Here is a 19,343-nt window from a genome sequence, read left to right as displayed (position 1 = left end):
GTGTGTTGGCCCGTCCCGGCGGTCCGGCTCGGCCGTTCGTCCTGACGCGGTGTCACGCTGCCGACACAGTTGTTGAGAGTTTCCTGAGTGGCCGATGTGCTGACGCCGCGCCGTCGGTGACGGCCGTCCGAGAAAGGTGGCTCAGGTGGCTCTACGGAGACTGCTCGCGGCGGCGACCGCCACGGTGGTGACAGCCGCGATGGCTCTGGTGTGGACGGCGGCGCCGGCCCACGCGGACGAGGCGTGGGAGACCGCGCTGAAGAACCTGATGGCCCGGACCGCCACCTGGAGCGAGGGCGGCCTGGACCGGGTGGGCCTGCTGGCCCAGCCGTTGCCGCTGCTGGGGGTGAGCCCCGGCTCGCTGGTCGACGCGGACCATCTGGCCCGCGCCGCCTCCGACGCGCTGGCGACCGGCCTGAACAGGGACGACGTCGACCTGGGCGGGGGCACGCGGCTCACCAGCCAGGTCACCACCAGCGGCGGCGACCACCTGCTGGACGTGCTGCTGACCACGAAACGGGAGGTCGCCGACCGGGACCTCGCCGTCGGCGGGGTCACGCTGGACAAGGCGGCGACCGTCACCGGCTGGGCCACCCTGCACCTGCGGGCCCGGCACACCGCCGCCGGCGAGACGTACCTGGTGCGCGACGGGGACACCCCGCGCATCGACATCGACGCCGCGGCGCGGCTGCGCGCCGACCTGGACAAGGCCACCGCCGCGTACGGCATCCTCGGGGTCACCCTCACCGCCGGCAGTTCGCTGACCGCCCGCACCCACGTGAAGGTCACCCTCACCGACCCCAACGGTGACGGCAAGCTGGCGTTCGACACCGCCGCCGGGGCGAACACCGGTGAGCTGGGCGCGACCGGTTCGCTGGCCGGGTTGGTCCAGGCGTCCCTCGACGGCTCCGGCGGCGGCCGGATCTCCGACACCGAGACCGAGGCGGGTCCCGGCTCGGTGCACGGCGTGATCAAGCTCGGCGCGGCCACCTCCGGCGCACCGTTCGCGCTGCCCGCCATCGCGGCCACCGTCGCCGTCGACTGGAACGACATCGCCGCCGGCGCCCCGACCGTGACCACCACCGGCCTCGACGAGACCATCGCGAAGTTCCGCAACATGAGCCCGCTGGACCTCGCCTCCGGCCTGGCCCAGCTCGCCACCCTGCTCTCCGGGGTGCAGCGCAGCGGTCCGGCCGGCAACCTCGACCTGCCCTTCCTCAAGGGCACCTTCGCCGACGCGGTGCAGGTCAACGAGAAGCTGACCGCGTTCCTGAAGAAGCACGTCCACCCCCGCCCCGACGATCCCGCGTTCGACCCGAGCAAGGACGACCCGGCCCAGGCCGGGCAGCCGACGTTCTCCTCCATCCAGGAACTGGTCGCGCTGCTCGCCGCCGAGGGCCTGCCGGTGGACGGCCTCGCCTTCGCCGGCGACAAGCTGACGTTCCGGGTGAAGCTGGAGCGCGAGTCCACCGTGGAGGTGCCGCTGGACCCGGGTGCCGCCTCGACGTCCGGGCGCGGCGCGACGTACACCGCGAACGGCTTCACCGTCGCCGGCGACCGGTTCACCCCGGGCGCCCTGGTCGGACAGCGGGTGGTCGCCGGCACCTCCGCCGGCACCGTGCAGGCCAACACCGCCAACTCGGTGACCCTCGCCCAGCCCTGGATCGGTGGGCAGCCCACCAACGACAGCGTCTGGGTGATCAGCGGCTCCAGCCCGAACATCGGCGCGGTGGAGCTGGCCAGCGCGTTCACCGACCCGGTCGACGACAACAGGAAGGTCGGCCTGCGGGTGGCCAACGCCCAGGCCAGCCTCGCCAGGGTGAAGCCCCGCTACAGCGCCGCGGTCACCCTCGTGCTGGACCTGCGCGACGACCTGGGCAGCCCGGCGGCGAACGCCGACCGGGTGCTTCTGCGTACCGACCCGGCGGTGCCGCTGTTCACCGCCGACTTCCCGATCGCCACGGGCGTCGACTTCTACGCCACCGCCGGCTTCCTCAAGGTCAAGCTGGGCGGCGACCTGACCGTCGGCCCGGCCACCGCCGGGCAGCGCATGCTCCAGGTCTCCTTCAAGCAGGCCCAGGACATCAGCCTCGGCACCCTGTTCTCGAAGCTGCGGTCCGAGCCGGGCAGCCTGTTCGCCGTCTCCTCGTCGGTGAAGACCACCGGCCGGGTCAAGGTCGGCGTCCCCGGCGACACCGGCCCCCTCGGGCAGGGCATCGGCGTGGACGTGAGCTGGATCGCCGGCCAGCAGCCGGTGGTGAACACCTCCGGCCTGAGCGGCCTGTTCGCCGTCGACTTCGACCCCGACGACCCGAAGGCGCTCTTCGCGGTGGTGGTCGAGGCGCTGCGCCTGGTCAACAGCGCGCTGTCCCAGCCCGCCGGCGGCAGCGGCCCGCTGGACAAGGAGATCCCGCTGATCGGCCGCTCCGCGCGGCAGCTGCTCGGCGCCGACGAGAGCGGCGTCGGCGGCGACGTCACGTACGCCGCCGACGGGGCGAACTTCACGCTGCACGACGGCACCCGCGACAGCGACTCGGCGTTCGACCCGAAGCTCGCCGGGCGGACCATCGTGATCGGCAGCCAGGCGTACCGGGTGCTGGACCGGATCGACGGGCAGACGTTGCGCATCGACGCGGCCGGCACCCCGAAGCCGACCGACGGCACCGCGTACGCCCTGCGGCCGGAACTGGCCGACGCGCTGGACACGCTGCTCGCCGCCCCGCCGGACAACCTCCAGGACGCCCTCGACGTGCTCAACCGCGCCATCGGCACGGGCAGCGGCGTCAGCTTCACCCTCGACCAGCGCGAGGGCGGCCCGTTCCTGCGCATCGGGTTGGACTGGAAGCGGGACTTCCACACCGGCGGCCCGATCAACGTCGGCTTCGGCGGCGGCCGGGACCTGGTCAGCCTGGACAGCTCCGGCACGTTCGCCCTCGACGTCAGCGCCAACGCCAAGCTGGGGCTGCTGCTGCCGCTGCGGCTGGACTCCGCGCCGCTGCTGGACCACACCTCCTCCGCGGGGGTGACCGTCTCCGGCGGCATCACCAACGGGGCCATCGCCGCCCGGGTCGGCCCGCTCGCCCTGGACCTGGGCAAGAAGGACACCGACCCGGCCACCGTCAGGGCCAACCTCAGCGTGGGCCTCGGCGGGCTGACCGAGGACGGGCCGATCAGCAACCTGCTCGCGGTGACCCCGCAGTTCACCACCACCGGCACCGACTGCGGCGGCGGGGTGGGTGGCACGACCGTACCGATCTGCGCCCGGGCCCCGCTGTACGTCAACAACTGCGAGCCGGCCGACGCCACCAACCTGTTCACCTTCACCATGGGCCTGGACCTCACCCCGACGGCGGGCACCCCGAACCTGGACTCCTGCTTCGCCAACCTGGCCATGAAGCTGACCGACTTCAACGTCGGCATCGACGGCTACCTGGCGAAGGTGGAGGAGGCGCTGCGGCTGGCCAGCTTCGACGGCAAGCTACCCCTGGTCGGCGACGACCTGGCCCAGGGCCAGAAGTTCGTCGCGCAGCTGCGCGCGGACGTCAAGGCGGCGATCGGCCCGGTGCTGGCGAACGCCACGCTGGACAGCGCCGGCATGCAGGCCGCGCTCAACGACGTGCTCGCCGACCTCGATTCCGGGGTCAGCGTGGTGGTCGGTTGCCGCTCGGGGGTGACCGTGCCGTGCAAGCCGGAGGACTTCCAGTCGATCAGGATCAAGCTGACCACCTCGCGCGGCGCGCCAACCGTTGCCGATGGCTGCACGGACGTCACCGACAACGGCTGCCTCGGCGTCAACGTGCCGCTCGATCTCGGCATCCCCGGCCTGTCCCTGAAGGCCAAGAAGGGCGCCACCGACGGCATCCAGGCCAAGCTCGGCTGGAAGCTGCACCTGGACCTGGTGCTGGACCGGGAGGAGGGCTTCTACGTCCCCACCCACGACGGCGACACCACGCCCGAGGTGCAGATCGGCGCGAACTTCGACATGACCGGTGACCTCGCCGCGCAGCTCGCCTTCATCCAGGTCAACGCGACCAAGCAGAAGACCGACCCGCTGGTGAAGGCGTACTTCGGCGTCGACCTGAAGGGCTCACCCGAGGAGAAGAGCTGCTTCGACCCCACGGACACCGTCGCCTGCGCGGGCGACCCGGGGGCGAAGCTGACCCTCGCGGAGTTCGGTGACCTCGGCGAACTGCTCGCCACCGACCTCACCGCGAAGGTCGACATCGACTGGAAGCTCAAGGCGGTGGTGAACACCGGCGACGAGGCGGGCTCCGCGCTGCCGGGGATCAGCGCCCGCTTCGGGCTCAGCTGGGCGCTCACCCACAAGCAGGGCCAGCTGGAGGCGACCGGTGCCGGCGTCGACCAGGGCCTGAAGGTCACCTTCACCGAGATCGAGCTGGACGCCGGGGCCTTCTTCGACAAGATCCTCAAGCCGGTGGTGGCCAAGCTCAAGACGGTCACCGGCCCCCTCCAGCCGGTGCTCGACACCCTGTACGCGCCGATCCCGGTCCTGTCGGACCTGTCGAAGGCCACCGGCGGTCCCGACATCACCCTGGTCTGGCTGGCCAAGACGTTCAGCACGCTCAGCGGCGGCCCGGACCTGAGGTTCGTCGACACCGTCCGCGAGGTGATCAACTTCGTCAACAAGGACCTGGACTGCGACACCGGCTGCGCCATCCCGCTCGGCCAGTTCCTGGTCGACCCCGCGAAGGCCCTCACCACCGAGGCGTCCCCGGCGTCGGCGGAGAGCCTGATCGACCGGGCCTCCGACCTGACCAAGGCGCCGTCCGACACCACGGTCAAGCAGGCCATCGACAACGCCGCCGGTGGCGACGGGGACAAGCTGTTCACCCCCAAGGCGGGCGAGACGAAGTCGACCGCGGAGAAGACCGGCTTCAGCTTCCCGATCTTCGACAACCCGGGCTCCCTGTTCGGGCTGCTGATGGGGCAGGACGTCGAGCTGGTCAGCTTCGACTCCGGCCCGCTCACGCTGGGCTTCAGCTGGCGGCAGTCCTTCGGCCCGGTCTACGCGCCGCCGCCGGTCATGATCACCCTGGCCGGCAGCGCCTCGGTGACCGCCCGGTTCATCGCCGGCCTGGACACCGCCGGCATCCGGCACGCCATCGAGGCGGCCAACGACGGCACCGCCGTCGACGCGGTCAGCCTCCTCGACGGCCTCTACTTCAAGACCGCCGACAGCACCGGCAAGGCCGTGCCGGTGGTCACCCTGCGCGGTGAGATCGCCGCCGGGGCCGAGGTGAGCGTGCTCATCGTCAAGGCCGGCATCCAGGGCGGCATCCGGCTCACCGTCGGGTTCAGTTGGAACGACCCGAACAACGACGGCAAGTTCCGCACCAGCGAGTTCCTCCAGGCGCTGCTGGTCAACCCGATCTGCCTGTTCACCACCAGCGGGCAGCTGTCGGTGTTCCTCAAGGTCTACATCACCATCGACCTGTTCCTGTTCAGCAAGACCTTCGACTTCACCCTGGTCGACGCCACCCTGCTGGACTTCCGGGCACAACCGGACTGCAAACCCAAGCCACCCGAGCTGGGCGGCACGGTGGGGGACACCCTGGTGGTCTTCGCCGGCAGGTTCGGCAAGGACGCGCAGCGTGGCAACAGCGCCTGGGACAACACCAAGCCGACCTACGCCGGTGACGTGATCAAGGTGTACGCGCTGCACTACGCCACGGGCGACGCCGGCTTCGACGGCTTCGCGGTGGAGGCCCTCGGCCGCAAGCAGGAGTTCCTCGACCCGAACCTCGAGCGGGTGGTCGTCGACGGTCGTGGATACCAGGTCGCCGACGCGGCCAAGACGTCGATGTCGGTGCTGATGCTCGGCGACGGCGACACCGGCGGCGACGGGACGAAGACCTCCACGTTCGACAAGGAGGCCGTGGTCATCGGCTCCGACGGCAGGGACCAGATCCGTACCGGCACCGGACCGGCCTGGGTGGACGGCCGGGGCGGCGACGACGTCATCGTCACCGCCGAGGCTGCCGGCCAGGTCGCCCGGGTCGCCGGCGGCCCGGGCCAGGACACCGTCACCACCGGCGACGGCAACGACGTGGTGGCCGGCGACAGCACGCTCGGCGGCACCGACCGCCCGGCGACCCCGGTGCAGACCGGGGTGGGCTCCACGAGCCTCAGCGGGCTGATCGACTGGACGACGCTGACCGCCCCGGGTGAGGGCGCCACCGGCGACACCGACCACGTCACCGTCGGCCACGGCGCCAGCACCGTCTACGGCAACGGCGGCGACGACGTGCTCGGCGTCGTCCTCGACGACCGGCCCAACGGGAAGAACACGCTGGTCGGTGGGCCGGGTGGCGACACGGTCAACGGCGGGAAGAACGACGACACCATCCACGCGTACGACAGCACGGTCCCGGCGGACGCCGACCAGACCGGCGCCGGCGACGTGGGCCTGGTCAACCAGGTCGACACCGGCGCCGGCCAGGACACCGTGTACGGCAGCGCGGGCACCGACCTGGTGGTCTCGCACTCGGCCAACGGCCAGACCGGCCACCTGTACGGCTACGGCGGCGAGGACGTGCTCGTCGGCGGCTACGGCACCGACCAGATCTTCGGTGGCCCGGCCGACGACTACGTGATCGCCGAACCCTCCTCGGTGGGGGCGCCGGGCGCCTCCGACGGGTACGGGCCGTACCGCGAGGTGACCCACCAGCCGCTGCCGTCCGGCACGCAGTCGCAGGCCAAGCTGCTCGTCGGCGGCCTGGGCAGCGACCACGTGATCGGCGGCGACGGCGGGGCGACGGTCTTCGGCGACCGGCACCTGCCGGCGGAGACCTGCGCCGACGCCACCTCCGCCGACGCCCAGCCGACCCCCGCCGACCAGGGCGCGGCCGACCTGATCCTCGGCGGCTCCGGGGTCGAGGTGGTCTCGGCCGGCGGCGGGAACGACCGGGCCGACCTGGGCGGCGGCGCCGACCGCGCCTGCGGCCAGCTCGGCGACGACACCCTGCACCTGGGCGGCGACGCCGACCGGGCCTGGGGTGGCCCCGGCGTCGACCAGCTGCTCGGCGACGACGGTGACGACCTGCTCTTCGGCAACGCCGGCGACGACGGCCTCTTCGGTGGCCCCGGCGTCGACACGGCCGAGGGCGACGAGGGCGGCGACCAGGTCTTCGGTGGCCCTGACGCCGACGTGCTCTACGGCGGCGGACGCGCCGCCGGGCTCACCGACGGCCGGGACTTCCTCTACGGCGAGGAGGGCGCCGACCGGATCGTCGGCGACAACGGCACCGCGCGCGTCGGCGACGTCGGGCCGTACCCGCTGGACCTGGCCGGTGACGTGGCCGGCGCCGGCGCCGGGGACGTGATCTCCGGCGGCGGGGACGACGACGTGGCCTACGGCGGCCTCGGCGACGACCGGATCAACGGCGACGGCGGCAACGACCAGATCGAGGGGAACAACGGCGCCGACCTGGTCCACGGCGACCTCGGCCGGGACGAGATCGTCGGCGGCTCCGGCCAGGAGCCGACCGCCGGGACCGGCCGGCCCGACGGCGGCGACCAGCTCTACGGCGACGCCGACACCGACCTGATCGCCGGGGACAACGCCCGGTTCGCGCCGGCCACCACCGACGCGACCCGGGTCACCCAGGGGCGAACCGGCCCGCAGCGCAGGGTCACCCTGCTCGACCTCGGGTTCACCCCGGCGGCCGGCACCAGCGGCGGTGACCTGATCTCCGGTGGCGACGCCGACGACGTGCTCTTCGGTCAGGGCGGACCGGACCGGGTACGCGGCGACGGCGGTGCCGACTTCGCCGAGGGCGGTCCCGGCTCCGACTGGGTCGAGGGCGACTCCGGTGACGACGACCTGGTCGGCGGTTCGAGCACCGCGTACGACGGGACCGGAGCGGCCACGACGGGCCAGCCGGATGCCGCGGACGCCGTCTTCGGCGGACCCGGCTCCGACGCGGTGATCGGCGACAACGGCGCGGTGCTCCGCCCGCTGGCCGGCGAGCAGCCCACCCCGGTGACGGTGCGGGCGGCGGCCGACGCGACGGCGTTCGGCCCGCGGATCGTGGTGCTGCTGGACCGGGCGGCGGCCACCGCCAACCGGTACGGCGCCGACCGGATCAGCGGCGGCGACGGCGTCGACACCCTCTGGGGCCAGGACGGCGACGACGCGCTGACCGGTGACGGTGACGGCGACTACCTGGAGGGCAACGGCGGCGCGGACGCGCTACGCGGCGACAGCCCGCTCGGCGCGGCCGGCCGGTCCACGGTCACTCCGCTGCCGGATCCGGGCTGGCCGGGTGAGCCGTCGGCGGCGGCCGACCTGGTGGGCGCGGGCGCGCCGGCCGGGCAGGACGACCTGATCGGCGGCAGCGCGGCCGCCGGGTTCCGGGACACCGGTGACGTGATCGAGGGCAACGGGGGCGACGACGTGGTGCTCGGCGACAACGGCTCGCTGCTGCGGACCGTGTCCACGGTCGCGGGTAGGCAGGTGGAGCGGGTCTACACCGAGCGGTACCCGACCGGCGCGGTGCCGGCCGACGCCACGGTGGTCCGGACCCACGACCCGGCGCTGCCCGGCCCGTCCACCCGGTTCTGCACCACCGCCCAACCCACCTGCGAGCCGGCCGGGGCGTTCGGCGCCGACCAGCTCTACGGTGACGGTGGCAACGACGGGGTCTGGGGCCAGGACGGCGACGACACCATCCGGGGCGGGGCCGGCGACGACGACCTCCTCGGCGAACTCGGTGCGGACACCGTGTACGGCGACGACGGCCGGGACGCCATTCTCGGCGACCGGGGCGGCGTGGTGAACCAGTACCTCAACGCCGACGACGTGGCGGCGCTGGGCTTCACCACCACGCTGTCGTCCACCCCGCAGGAGACGTACACCGGCTTCCGGGCCGGCGACTACGACCGGCGGGTGGACCTGCTGCACGACACCGACGGGGACGCCTGGATCGGGTCGGCGACGTCGGCGCCCATGCCGTACGCCGGACTGACCTCCGGTGCCGGTGACGTCCTGCGGGGCGGGCCCGGCGCGGACAACATCCACGGCGGCTTCGGCGACGACATCGCCAACGGTGACAGCGGCGGTGACGAGGTGTTCGGCGGCGAGGGCGCGGACGTGCTCTGGGGCGGCCAGGGTTGCGACCGGGTGCTGGACGCGGCCAACCCGCAGTGCCTGGTCGCCGGCGTGTTCAGCGCCGCCGCCCGGGGCGACCACGACCAGTACGTCGACCACCTCTTCGGTGGCGCCGGGGCCACCAGCGGCCCGGCGGTGACCGCGATGCTCGGCGCCGACCTGCTGGACTTCCGCCCGCGCGGCGCCTACCCGGGCAACTGCGCGGCCGGCGCCTGGCCGGTGGACACCACGTCCGGCACGATCGACCCGTGCCGCTGGTTCGAGCTGACCGGCCTGGACAACGACGACCCGGCCGACAACCAGCACCACCACGGCACCGACTGGATGTACGGCGGCTGGGACCGGGACGTGCTGCAGGGCGACGTGACGCAGAACGGGCCGAACAACGGTGACCGGCTCTTCGACTGGAACGGCGCGTACAACCTGTTCACCCACTGCAACGCGGCGTACGGCGGGTTCAACGACGTACGGCAGCACAGCCCGGCCATGCAGGACTTCCTGACCAGGCTGGCCTGGGCGACCGGGGCGGGCCGCAGCCCGTCCGACGTCACCACGGCGGGCACCTCGGCCTTCATCGAGCTGTCCTACGTCTATCCGCGGGACAACCCGGACCAGGGGGCCGGGGCGGCGTTCCCGACCACCCCGGGGCACTTCGACGGTCCGTCCTGTACCGACTGAGCGACACGTCGGGGCCCGGCTCGCTCACCGAGCCGGGCCCCTGGCGTGTGCGGCGTCAGCGTCCCCACTTCTGGTTGGCGCCGCCGGTGCAGTCCCAGATCTGCAGGCGGGTGCCGTCGGCGGAGCTGACCCCGGTGGCGTCGAGGCACTTGTTGGCCTGCGGGTTGACGATGTCCCCGGCCGAGCTGAAGACCCACTTCTGGGCGCCGGTGCCGTTGCAGTCGTAGAGCTGCACCTTGGCCCCGCTGGCGGTCGACCCGGCGGTGACGTCCAGGCACTTGCCGAGGGCGCGGACCGAGCCGTCGGACGCCCAGGTCCACGCCTGCGCGGCGGTGCCGTTGCAGGTCCAGAGCTGTACGGCGGTGCCGTTGGCCGGGTTGGCGCCGGCCACGTCGACGCACTTGCCGCCGTATCCGACGATCGGGCCGGTGGTGCTGCCGCCGGTGTCCCACGCCTGGACCCGGACGTAGTCGACGACCATGGTCTGCGGGAAGGACGTGCTGGCGTCCGGGGAGCCGGGCCAGTTGCCGCCGACGGCGACGTTGAGCAGCATGAAGAACGGGTGATCGAAGACCCACTTGTTGCCGCCTACGTCGGCGGGGGTCTTGCGGGAGTACGTGACGCCGTCGAGGTACCAGGTGATGGAGTCCGGCGCCCAGTCGACGGTGTAGGTGTGGAAGGCGTCGGCGAGGGCCTGCCCGCCGGGCAGTGAGGTGTTGCCGCCGAGCCCGCCGGCGCCGGAGTAGCCGGGTCCGTGGATGGTGCCGTACACGGTGGACGGTTGGTAGCCGACGTTCTCCATGATGTCGATCTCGCCGCTGTTGGGCCACGGGTTGGTGGCGATGTCGTTGCCGAGCATCCAGAACGCCGGCCACAGGCCCTGGCCGCGGGGGATCTTGATCCGCGCCTCGAACCGGCCGTACGCCTGGGCGAAGGTGCCGCGGGTCAGCAGTCGCGCCGAGGTGTACTGGCAGCTGCCGTACCAGCAGCCGTAGCCGGACGGGTTCTCCTTGCGGGCGGTGATGACCAGGTTGCCGTTGCCGTCGAGGGCGGCGTTGCGGGTGCTGGTGGTGTAGTACTGCAGCTCGTTGTTGCCCCAGCCGCTGCCGCCGGTGTCGTAGCGCCAGCGGCCGGCGTCGGGGGGTGAGCCGGCGGCGCCGGTGAAGTCGTCGGACCAGGTGACGGCGCCGGGGCCGGCCGCGGCCGGTGCGGCGGTGGTGGCGGTGAGCGCGACGGTCAGGCCGACGCTCGCCAGCGCCACGGCGGCGATGGTACGGATGCTGCGCACGGTGGTGCCTCCCTGCGGTGGTGGGGGGTGGCTCCGCCGGGGCGGGGAGGGCACCGGCGGAGAGCGGTGCGGGGATAAAGCGACGAACTTCAATAAAGCTATGAACGAAGGGTGACGCTTGTCAAGAGAGCGCTTTCACGGGCAGCCGTCCACCCGGACGGTCTGACTGTCGGTGGGTCAGGACCGGGGGCGGGCGGGGCTACGGCCCTTGAGGCGGCGGCCCAGCTCCCGGGCGATCTCCCGCTTGGCGTCCCGCTCGGCGAGCGCCTGCCGCTTGTCGTACGACTTCTTGCCCCGGGCCAGCCCCAACTCGACCTTGGCCCAGCCGTTGGCGAAGTACATCGACAGCGGCACCAGGGCGAAGCCGCCTTCGCGCAGCTTCTCCAGGATCCGGCCGATCTCCACCCGGTGCAGCAGCAGCTTGCGGGTACGCCGGGGCGCGTGGTTGGTCCAGCTGCCGAAGCCGTACTCGGCGATGTGCAGCCCGTGCAGCATCAGCTCGCCGTCGTGCTCCTGGGCGAACGCGTCGACCAGCGACACCCGCCCCTCACGCAGCGACTTCACCTCGGTGCCGGCCAGCACCAGCCCCGCCTCGTAGGTCTTGAGGATCTCGTAGTCGTGCCGTGCCTTCTTGTTCGAGGCGATGAGCTTGCGCCCGTTCTCCCTGGCCACGCCCCACCTCCCATGCCGTGCGCCGGAAGCAGGATACCCGCCGGCGCCGGTGGGCACCGGCGCCGGCGGGTGGTCGGCGGGTCAGACCCGGCACTGCCAGGAGCGGGCGTCGCGGAAGTCGACGAACCGCTCGACGGTCGCGTACCCGAAGGTGGTCTCCCGGCAGGCCGCCAGCACGTCGATGTCGGAATAGGTCACCCCGGCCCGGCTGTACGACACGCACCGCCAGCCGTAGGCGGTGGCGCCGACCAGCGTGGCCTCGGAGTGGCCGGTGGCCTGGCACCAGCGGGTGAAGTCCGGGGTGACCACGTCGGCCCGGACCCGCCAGCAGCGCACCGAGGTCGGGTCGTAGAAGTCACCGATCCGGTCCACCGCCGCGTCGGTCCGGTAGGTCCACCGGCAGGCCGCGTCGAAGGACAGGTCGTTCCGGCGCCCGTCGCCGGTCCGGCAGTGCCAGTCGTAGGCGGTGCCGCCGTCGAGCACGGCGTCCGCCGCGCCGACCGACCGGCAGTACGCGCCGAGGTCGAGGCCGCCGAGCTCCGGCGGGGGCGGCGGTGAGGCGCTGGCGGCGGCCGGCGCGACGAGCGCGGCGGCGAGCAGGGTCAGCGCGGTGAGCAGGGTACGCAGGATGGTCCGCACGGGAGTCCTTCCGGTCGGGGTGCGCGGGCGGGCGGTACGGGTGGTCACCGGTCGCACGGCCAGAGACCGCGGAAGCTGCCGGTGAGGTCGTCGACGGTCTGCACGGCCCCGGCCGGGGCGACGGTGAGGTGCCGGTTGTCGACGTCGAAGCAGCCGGCGTCGCTGTCGGTGTAGTCCTGCTCGACGTGGTCCCAGCCGCCGAGGGTGTACTTGTACTCCAGCTCGGCCCCGGCCGGCACGGTGAGCACCGTGCGGTACGGGCCGGTCGGGCCCACCCGGCGCAGCCGCAGGGCGGCGGGGTCCCAGTCGGGCAGCCCGGTGCCGAGCCGGCCCAGCGTGCCGGCCAGGTGCACCCCGGCGGCGTCGACCAGCGGCTCCCCGGGGCGTACGCCGGCGGTGACCAGCACCCGGGCGGTGTCGCCGGGGTGGCCGGTGGCGGCGCGCAGGGCCAGGTCCACGTCGAGTACACCGGCGCCGCAGGCGCAGTCGTCGGGGCGTACGGCCGGGCGGGCGGTACGCCGCAGCAGCTCGGTGATCCGGTCGGGGGAGAGGTCGGGCCGGATGGCGAGCAGCAGCGCCGCCGCCCCGGCGACGTGTGGGGCGGCCATGCTGGTGCCCGCGTACGCGGCGTAGCCGGCGTCCTCGGCGACGGTGCGGCCCGTGTTGACGGTGGAGAGCACCCCGCGCGTCCGGTCGCCGCCGGGGGCGGCCAGCTCGACGGCCGTACCCCGGTTGGAGTAGCCGGCCCGCTCACCCGCGTCGTCGCTGGCGGCGACCGTCACCACTCCGGCGCAGCCGGCCGGGCTGAACCCGGCGGCGTCGGCGCTCGCGTTGCCGGCGGAGACCACGACGGTGACGCCCCGGGCCACCGCGCCGTCGACGGCGGCCTGGGTGGCCGGATCGCAGCCGCCGGGCGCGCCGAGGCTGAGGTTGAGCACCCGCGCCGGGGTCGGGTTGTCCGGCACCCCGGGGACGTTGCCGCCGGAGGCCCAGACGATGGCGTCGACCAGGTCGGCGGTGGTGCCGCCGCAGCGGCCGAGGACCCGGACCGGCTGGATCCGGGCGTCCGGGGCGACGCCCACGGTGCCGGCCCGGTCGTCGCGGGCGGCGATGGTGCCGGCGACGTGGGTACCGTGCCAGCTGCTGGGCCGGAACTCCTCGCCGCAGTCGCCGGGTTCCTGCCAGTCGCCCTGGTCGGTGGGGTCGGCGTCGCGTCCGTCACCGTCGCGGGCGTCGGCCGCGGAGCTGACGAAGTCGTAGCCCGGGACCACGTTCGCGGCCAGCTCGGGGTGGGCGGTGATGCCGGTGTCCAGCACCGCGACGGTCACGCCCGCGCCGGTCGCCCCGCTCTCCCGGGCCGGCCCGAGGTAGACGCCGCCGACGGGATCGTCGAGGTCCCACTGCTCGGCGGCTCCATCCGTGCCGGCCTGGATCCTGCGGTCGGCGCTCGCCCAGTCGACGTCGGCGCGGCGGCGGAGCTGGTCGAGCACCGTCGTGGCCCGGTCGGCGGCCAGCGGGCGGTCCGCGCGGACCAGCAGGTCGCCGGTGGCCAGCACCCGTGCCACGGTGAGGGTGCGGCCGGTGGCGCGGCCGACGGCGGCCAGGTCGTCGGCGAGCCGCGCCGGTGCCGCGGCGGTGCGGCGGTCGGGGGCCGCCGGACGGACGCCGACCAGGAAGGTGCTGGTCGGCGCCGGGGATTCGGGGAGCGCGGCGGGCTGCGCTGCCCGTTGCGGGGGGTCGGGTTCCGCCGCCGCGGCGGAGGCCGCGGGCAGCAGGGCGGTGGCGGTTGCGAGCGCCACCGCGAGGTGCATCGGGGTACGGACGGACACGTGTCTTCCTTCGCACTCGGACGCGGATCCCCGCGAACCGCGGGGCCGGCTCCACGCTAGGAGGCGATGAAAGTGCTTTCAAGACTTGCAAGTGGACAGACGTGAGAAGAAAGAGTTTCCAGCTCTTTGCGAAAGTGAACCGGTGCAGCCTGCGGGCTGGCCGTGATTCATCCACATCGGATAAGCAGGGACCATGCTGCCGCCCGTGCTCGAGCTCTACGTCCTCTGGCATCCCGACGACCCCGCGGGCGCCGAGATCGCCGGCCAGGTCGAGGAGCACTTCCAGGGAGACGCGTTCACCGGCCTGATCGGCGGCGCCGTCGAGGTCTTCGTCCGCTCCCGGGGTTGGCGCGGCGGCGACGACGTCCCGCGGCCCATCCCGCTGCCCGCCGCCGTACCCCCGGGTGACCCGGCGCCGGCGACGTTCGTGGCCGTGGTGCCGGTCCTCGGCCCGGGCCTGGCCCTGGCCTGCCAGCGGGCCGACGGGCCGTGGCACCGTTACCTGACGACGCTGGTCGACGGGTGCCGAGCCGACCCGGCGCACGTCGGCGTCTACCCGATGGTGCTCACCGAGGCGGCGGTGCACCGCACCCGGCTCGGCGCGCTGCTCGACGGCCACCAGCGTCTGGACGTCGCCGGGCCGGCGGGGGAGACGGTGGTGGAACGTCGCGGACGGGAGCTGAGCCAGGCCCTCGCCCAACTGCTGCGGGGCACCGGCGGCCGGGCGCTGACGGTCTTCGTCAGCCACAGCCGCCGCGCCGATCCGGAGGACCAGGAACGCGCCAGCCGCCTCGTCGGGCGGGTCCGGGAGTTGATCGCCGACACCCGCCTGGACCAGTTCTTCGACGCGCACAGCATCCAGGCGGGCTCCGACTGGGCCCGGGTGCTGCGGGACAACGCCCGCCGGTGCGCGCTGCTGGCCGTCCGCGGCGACCACTACTCCGGGCGCAAGTGGTGCCAGGAGGAGGTGCGGCTGGCCAAGTGCGCCGGGGTGCCGATCGTCGTCCTGGACGACCTGCGGCGCGGCGACGACCGGGGCTCCTTCCTCATGGACCATGTGCCCCGGGTCCGGGTCCACGGCGACCGGCCCGACGACGGCATCCGCCGGGGCCTGCGCAAGCTGGTCGACGAGTGTCTCAGCCGCGCGCTCTGGGAGCAGCAGCGCCGGGTCGCCCACCGCCACCGGCCCGACCTGCGGGTCGACTGGTGGGCGCCGCGGTCGCCCGAACCCACCACGTTCGTCGACTGGCTGCACCGCGCGCGGCCGGCGGGCGGGCAGCCACCCGGTGGTACGGTCCGGATACTGCACCCGGACCCACCACTGGGACCGCAGGAGCGCCTCGTCCTCGACCAGCTGGCCCGTGCCGCGGGTTACGCCGACGGGGTGGACGTGCTCACCCCGCGGCTGCTCGCCGCGCGGGCCGGCTGACCATGGAGGCCCCGATGACCAGCCTGCTGCCCGGGAACGCGCTGGCCGGCGTGCGGGTCGGCCTCTCCGCCTCCGACAGCCCCGACCTGGCCCGGCTCGGCCTGCTGCCCAACCACTTCCGTCTGGCCCTGGCCGAGATCGCCCGTACGGTGCTGGTCGGCGGCGGCACCCTCGCCTACGGTGGGCACCTGCGCCCCGACGGGCACACCGCCTTCCTCCTGCGTGAGGTGCAGCGCTACGGGCCGCTCGACTCCCCGCCGCTGCTGCTCGCCCTGGCCTGGCAGAACCACCGTCAGGTGCCGTTGCCCGAGCTGCGCCGGCTGCGCGACGAGGCCGGGCTGTACGCGGGCACGGTCTTCCTGGATCCCGCCGGCGGCGAGGTCGACCCGGCGCGGGAGCGCGGCGACGAGCCCGCGCCGGTGGCCGAGGCGGACCGGGCGCCGGCGCTCACCGCCATGCGGTCGTACCTGGCGGAGCGGGTCGACGGCCGGGTGGTCATCGGCGGCCGGCGCAGTGGTTTCGGCGGCCGGATGCCCGGCCTGATCGAGGAGGTGCTGCTCGCCCTGGACCACGGCACGCCCCTCTACCTGGCCGGTGGGTTCGGCGGCACCACCTGGGACATCCTGCGCGTCCTCGGTCTCGGCGACCCGGACTGGCTGCCGCCCGACGAGGGCGCCGAGCCCCCCGACCCGCGCTACCGCGACGCCATCGCCCAGCTCGCCGCCCGGGCCGGCGACGTGCCCGACAACGGACTGACCACGCAGGAGAACCGGCGGCTGGCCGAGACGCACCGGCCCAGCGAGATCGCCGGCCTGGTCGGGCTCGGGCTGGGTCGGCTGCACTCGGCCACCGGCTGACCGGGCAGGCTCAGGCCTCGTCGCGGATCGGGCCGCCGAGCAGCACCTCCGGCCGGGCCACCCCGGCCAGCCGGCCGAAGCTCTGCACGTACGCGGCCAGCCGCTGCTGGACCCCGGCCAGCGCGGCCCGGCACGCCGCGTTCTCCGGCCACTGGCTCTCGTCCGCCTCCGGGTGGGCGCTCTCCCAGGCGTGCAGCGCCGGGTGCCAGCGGGACAGGAACGGGCGCAGCTCCAGGTTGAGCATCGCGATCCCCAGCTGCTCCACGGTCGGCTCCGGCCCGGTCTGCACCCCCGGGTGCGCCTCCTTGAGCAGGTCACGGGTGACGGCGAACAGCCCGTACAGCGAGGTGAGCGCCTCCCGCATCCGCCCGTCGCCCGGCCCGAGGGCCTGCGTGGACACCCGGGTCGCGGTCTCCACGAACAGCTTCCACGCCACCTGCCGGCCGTCCCGGGTGACCGCGAAGCGCAGCTCGCTGAACTGCGGCACGGTCACCGTGATCTCGGTCAGCCGGACGCTGCGGGCGTAGGTGTGCACGGCCAGGGCGACCAGCAGACCGACCACCGCGCCGACGAGCACGAACAGCTCGGGCCCCTGCATCCGGGTGGCCTGGTGGACCAGCCAGCCGGCGGCGGCGCCGACGAGCAGGCCGGTGGCTCCCCGGGCCCAACGGTTGACGACCCATCCCTCGCGCACGTCCGGGCTCCCTGTTCGCGTCGGCGCCGCGGTCGGGCGCATCCGGGGTCCGAGTATCGCAGTCCGTCGCTCGCCGCCGCCTGCATCGACCACCGGGCCGGCTCGTATCCTTCTCTGCGGATCCGTGACGTAACAGGGAGGTCGCCGTGGGCAACCGGAGCGAGACGCTGGAGTTCCAGGCCGAGGCGCGTCAGCTGTTGCAGCTGATGGTGCACTCGATCTACTCGAACAAGGACGTCTTCCTGCGGGAACTGGTCTCGAACGCCTCGGACGCGCTGGACAAGCTGCGCCTGGAGTCGATGGTCGACAAGGACCTCGACGCCGACGTGTCCGACCTGCACATCGACGTCGAGGTCGACCGGGACGCCCGCACCCTGACCGTGCGGGACAACGGCATCGGCATGTCCCGCGAGGACGTGGTGTCGCTGATCGGCACGATCGCCAAGTCGGGCACCGCCGAGCTGCTGCGCAAGCTGCGCGAATCCAAGGACGCCGGGGCGTCGCAGGAGCTCATCGGGCAGTTCGGGGTCGGTTTCTACGCCACCTTCATGGTGGCCGACAAGGTCACCCTGCTCACCCGCCGGGCCGGGCAGTCCGGCGGCACCCGCTGGGAGTCCACCGGCGAGGGCACGTACGTCGTGGAGGCGGTCGACGAGGCGCCGCAGGGCACGTCGGTCACCGTGCACCTCAAGCCCGAGGACGCCGAGGACAACCTGCACGACTACACCTCCGACTGGAAGATCCGGGAGATCGTCAAGCGGTACTCGGACTTCATCGCCTGGCCGATCCGGATGACCGTGCAGCGGCCCGGGCAGGACGGCGCGACCGAGACCGAGACGCAGACGCTCAACTCGATGAAGGCGCTCTGGGCCCGTCCGCGCGCCGAGGTCGACGAGAGCGAGTACCACGAGTTCTACAAGCACGTCAGCCACGACTGGGCCGACCCGCTGGAGACCATCCACATGCGGGGCGAGGGCACCTTCGAGTACGACGCGCTGCTCTTCCTGCCGTCGCACGCCCCGCTGGACCTGTTCTCCCCGCAGGGCCGCCGCGGCGTGCAGCTCTACGTCAAGCGCGTGTTCATCATGGACGACTGCGATGCGCTGATGCCCAACTACCTGCGCTTCGTCAAGGGCGTGGTGGACGCGCACGACCTGTCGCTGAACATCTCCCGGGAGATCCTCCAGCAGGACCGGCAGATCCGGGTGGTCCGCCGCCGGCTGGTCAAGAAGGTCCTGTCCACCGTCAAGGAGATGCGTGAGCGGGACGCCGAGCGCTACCTGACCTTCTGGAAGGAGTTCGGGGCGGTCGTCAAGGAGGGCCTGGTCGACGACGCCGACAACCAGTCGGCGATCCTCGACGTCGTCTCCGTCGCCTCCACGCACGACCCGGCCGAGCTGACCACTTTGGCCGGCTACGTCGAGCGGATGAAGGACGGCCAGGAGGAGATCTACTACGCCACCGGCGAGTCCCGGTCGATGATCGAGAACTCGCCGCACATGGAGGCGTTCCAGGCCAAGGGGTACGAGGTCCTGCTGCTCACCGACCCGGTGGACGAGGTCTGGGTGGAGCGCGTCGGCCAGTTCGACGGCCGGCAGCTCCGCTCGATCGCCAAGGGCCAGGTCGACCTGGACACCGACGAGGACAAGGCCAAGCAGGAGGCCGACCGCAAGGAGTACGCCGAGCTGCTGACCTGGCTCGGCGGCGCCCTGGCCGACCAGGTCAAGGAGGTCCGCCTCTCCAGCCGGCTGACCACCTCCCCGGCCTGTGTGGTGGGCGACGCCCACGACATGACGCCCACGCTGGAGAAGATGTACCGGGCGATGGGGCACGAGGTCCCGCAGGTCAAGCGGATCCTGGAGCTGAACCCGGGGCACCCGCTGGTGACCGGGCTGCGTCAGGCGTACGACGCGGACCGCGACTCGGCGGCGCTGACCGAGACCGCCGAGCTGCTCTACGGTCTGGCCCTGCTCGCCGAGGGTGGGGAACTGGCCGACCCGTCCCGGTTCACCCGGCTGCTGGCCGACCGGCTGGCCCGTACGCTCTGACCCGCCGACCGGGTGGCCGGCCGGTTCCGCCGGCCGGCCACCCGCGTACCGTCGTCCGGCCGGACATGATCCCAGTGCC

General features: G+C 73.3%; 9 protein-coding genes. 4 read left to right on the top strand and 5 right to left on the bottom strand.

Going from position 1 to position 19,343, the window contains the following annotated elements; genetic code table 11:
- Positions 1-145 precede the first annotated feature (145 nt).
- Positions 146-9,808 (top strand): calcium-binding protein, encoded by a 9,663-nt coding sequence (locus GA0074704_RS18560; RefSeq protein WP_157743719.1) that lies wholly within the window; start codon positions 146-148, stop codon positions 9,806-9,808.
- A 55-nt stretch (positions 9,809-9,863) separates the two neighbouring features.
- On the opposite strand, the gene GA0074704_RS18555 is transcribed toward GA0074704_RS18560, so the two are convergent.
- The 4 genes from GA0074704_RS18555 to GA0074704_RS18540 form a co-directional block, all read right to left on the bottom strand.
- Entirely contained in the window at positions 9,864-11,096 is a 1,233-nt protein-coding gene (locus tag GA0074704_RS18555) for a glycoside hydrolase family 16 protein (protein ID WP_088971673.1), read from the bottom strand.
- A gap of 177 nt (positions 11,097-11,273) precedes the next feature.
- Entirely contained in the window at positions 11,274-11,768 is a 495-nt protein-coding gene (gene smpB, locus GA0074704_RS18550) for an SsrA-binding protein SmpB (RefSeq protein ID WP_088971672.1), read from the bottom strand.
- 81 nt (positions 11,769-11,849) lie between these two features.
- Positions 11,850-12,407: a hypothetical protein gene (locus GA0074704_RS18545; protein ID WP_088971671.1), complete on the bottom strand. Its 558-nt coding sequence runs from the start codon at positions 12,405-12,407 to the stop codon at positions 11,850-11,852.
- 44 nt (positions 12,408-12,451) lie between these two features.
- Positions 12,452-14,236 carry a S8 family serine peptidase gene (locus tag GA0074704_RS18540; protein ID WP_157743718.1) on the bottom strand — a complete coding sequence of 595 codons (1,785 nt, stop codon included), beginning with the start codon at positions 14,234-14,236 and terminating at the stop codon, positions 12,452-12,454.
- Positions 14,237-14,429: 193 nt separating this feature from the next.
- Here GA0074704_RS18540 and GA0074704_RS18535 point away from each other — a divergent pair, with 193 nt between their 5' ends.
- The gene (locus GA0074704_RS18535; protein WP_088971669.1) at positions 14,430-15,665 is read left to right on the top strand and encodes a toll/interleukin-1 receptor domain-containing protein; all 1,236 of its coding nucleotides are present in this window, start codon (positions 14,430-14,432) and stop codon (positions 15,663-15,665) included.
- 14 nt (positions 15,666-15,679) lie between these two features.
- Complete coding sequence (locus GA0074704_RS18530; RefSeq protein WP_157743717.1) at positions 15,680-16,522, top strand: hypothetical protein; 843 nt, start codon at positions 15,680-15,682, stop codon at positions 16,520-16,522.
- Positions 16,523-16,532: 10 nt separating this feature from the next.
- On the opposite strand, the gene GA0074704_RS18525 is transcribed toward GA0074704_RS18530, so the two are convergent.
- Complete coding sequence (locus GA0074704_RS18525; protein WP_157743716.1) at positions 16,533-17,216, bottom strand: hypothetical protein; 684 nt, start codon at positions 17,214-17,216, stop codon at positions 16,533-16,535.
- A 146-nt stretch (positions 17,217-17,362) separates the two neighbouring features.
- On the opposite strand from GA0074704_RS18525, the gene htpG reads away from it, so the two are divergent.
- Positions 17,363-19,264 carry a molecular chaperone HtpG gene (gene htpG, locus GA0074704_RS18520; protein WP_088971667.1) on the top strand — a complete coding sequence of 634 codons (1,902 nt, stop codon included), beginning with the start codon at positions 17,363-17,365 and terminating at the stop codon, positions 19,262-19,264.
- Positions 19,265-19,343 lie beyond the last annotated feature (79 nt).

The organism is Micromonospora siamensis, from assembly GCF_900090305.1.
Lineage (GTDB): Bacteria > Actinomycetota > Actinomycetes > Mycobacteriales > Micromonosporaceae > Micromonospora > Micromonospora siamensis.
Note: the sequence above shows the minus strand (reverse complement) of the source record. Positions and strands in the feature narration are given on the sequence as shown.

What these genes read in the sequence shown, in the direction of transcription:
- GA0074704_RS18535 (WP_088971669.1), top strand. Translation starts at nt 14,430, where the DNA reads ATGCTGCCGCCCGTGCTCGAGCTCTACGTCCTCTGGCATCCCGACGAC.
- GA0074704_RS18530 (WP_157743717.1), top strand. Translation starts at nt 15,680, where the DNA reads ATGACCAGCCTGCTGCCCGGGAACGCGCTGGCCGGCGTGCGGGTCGGC.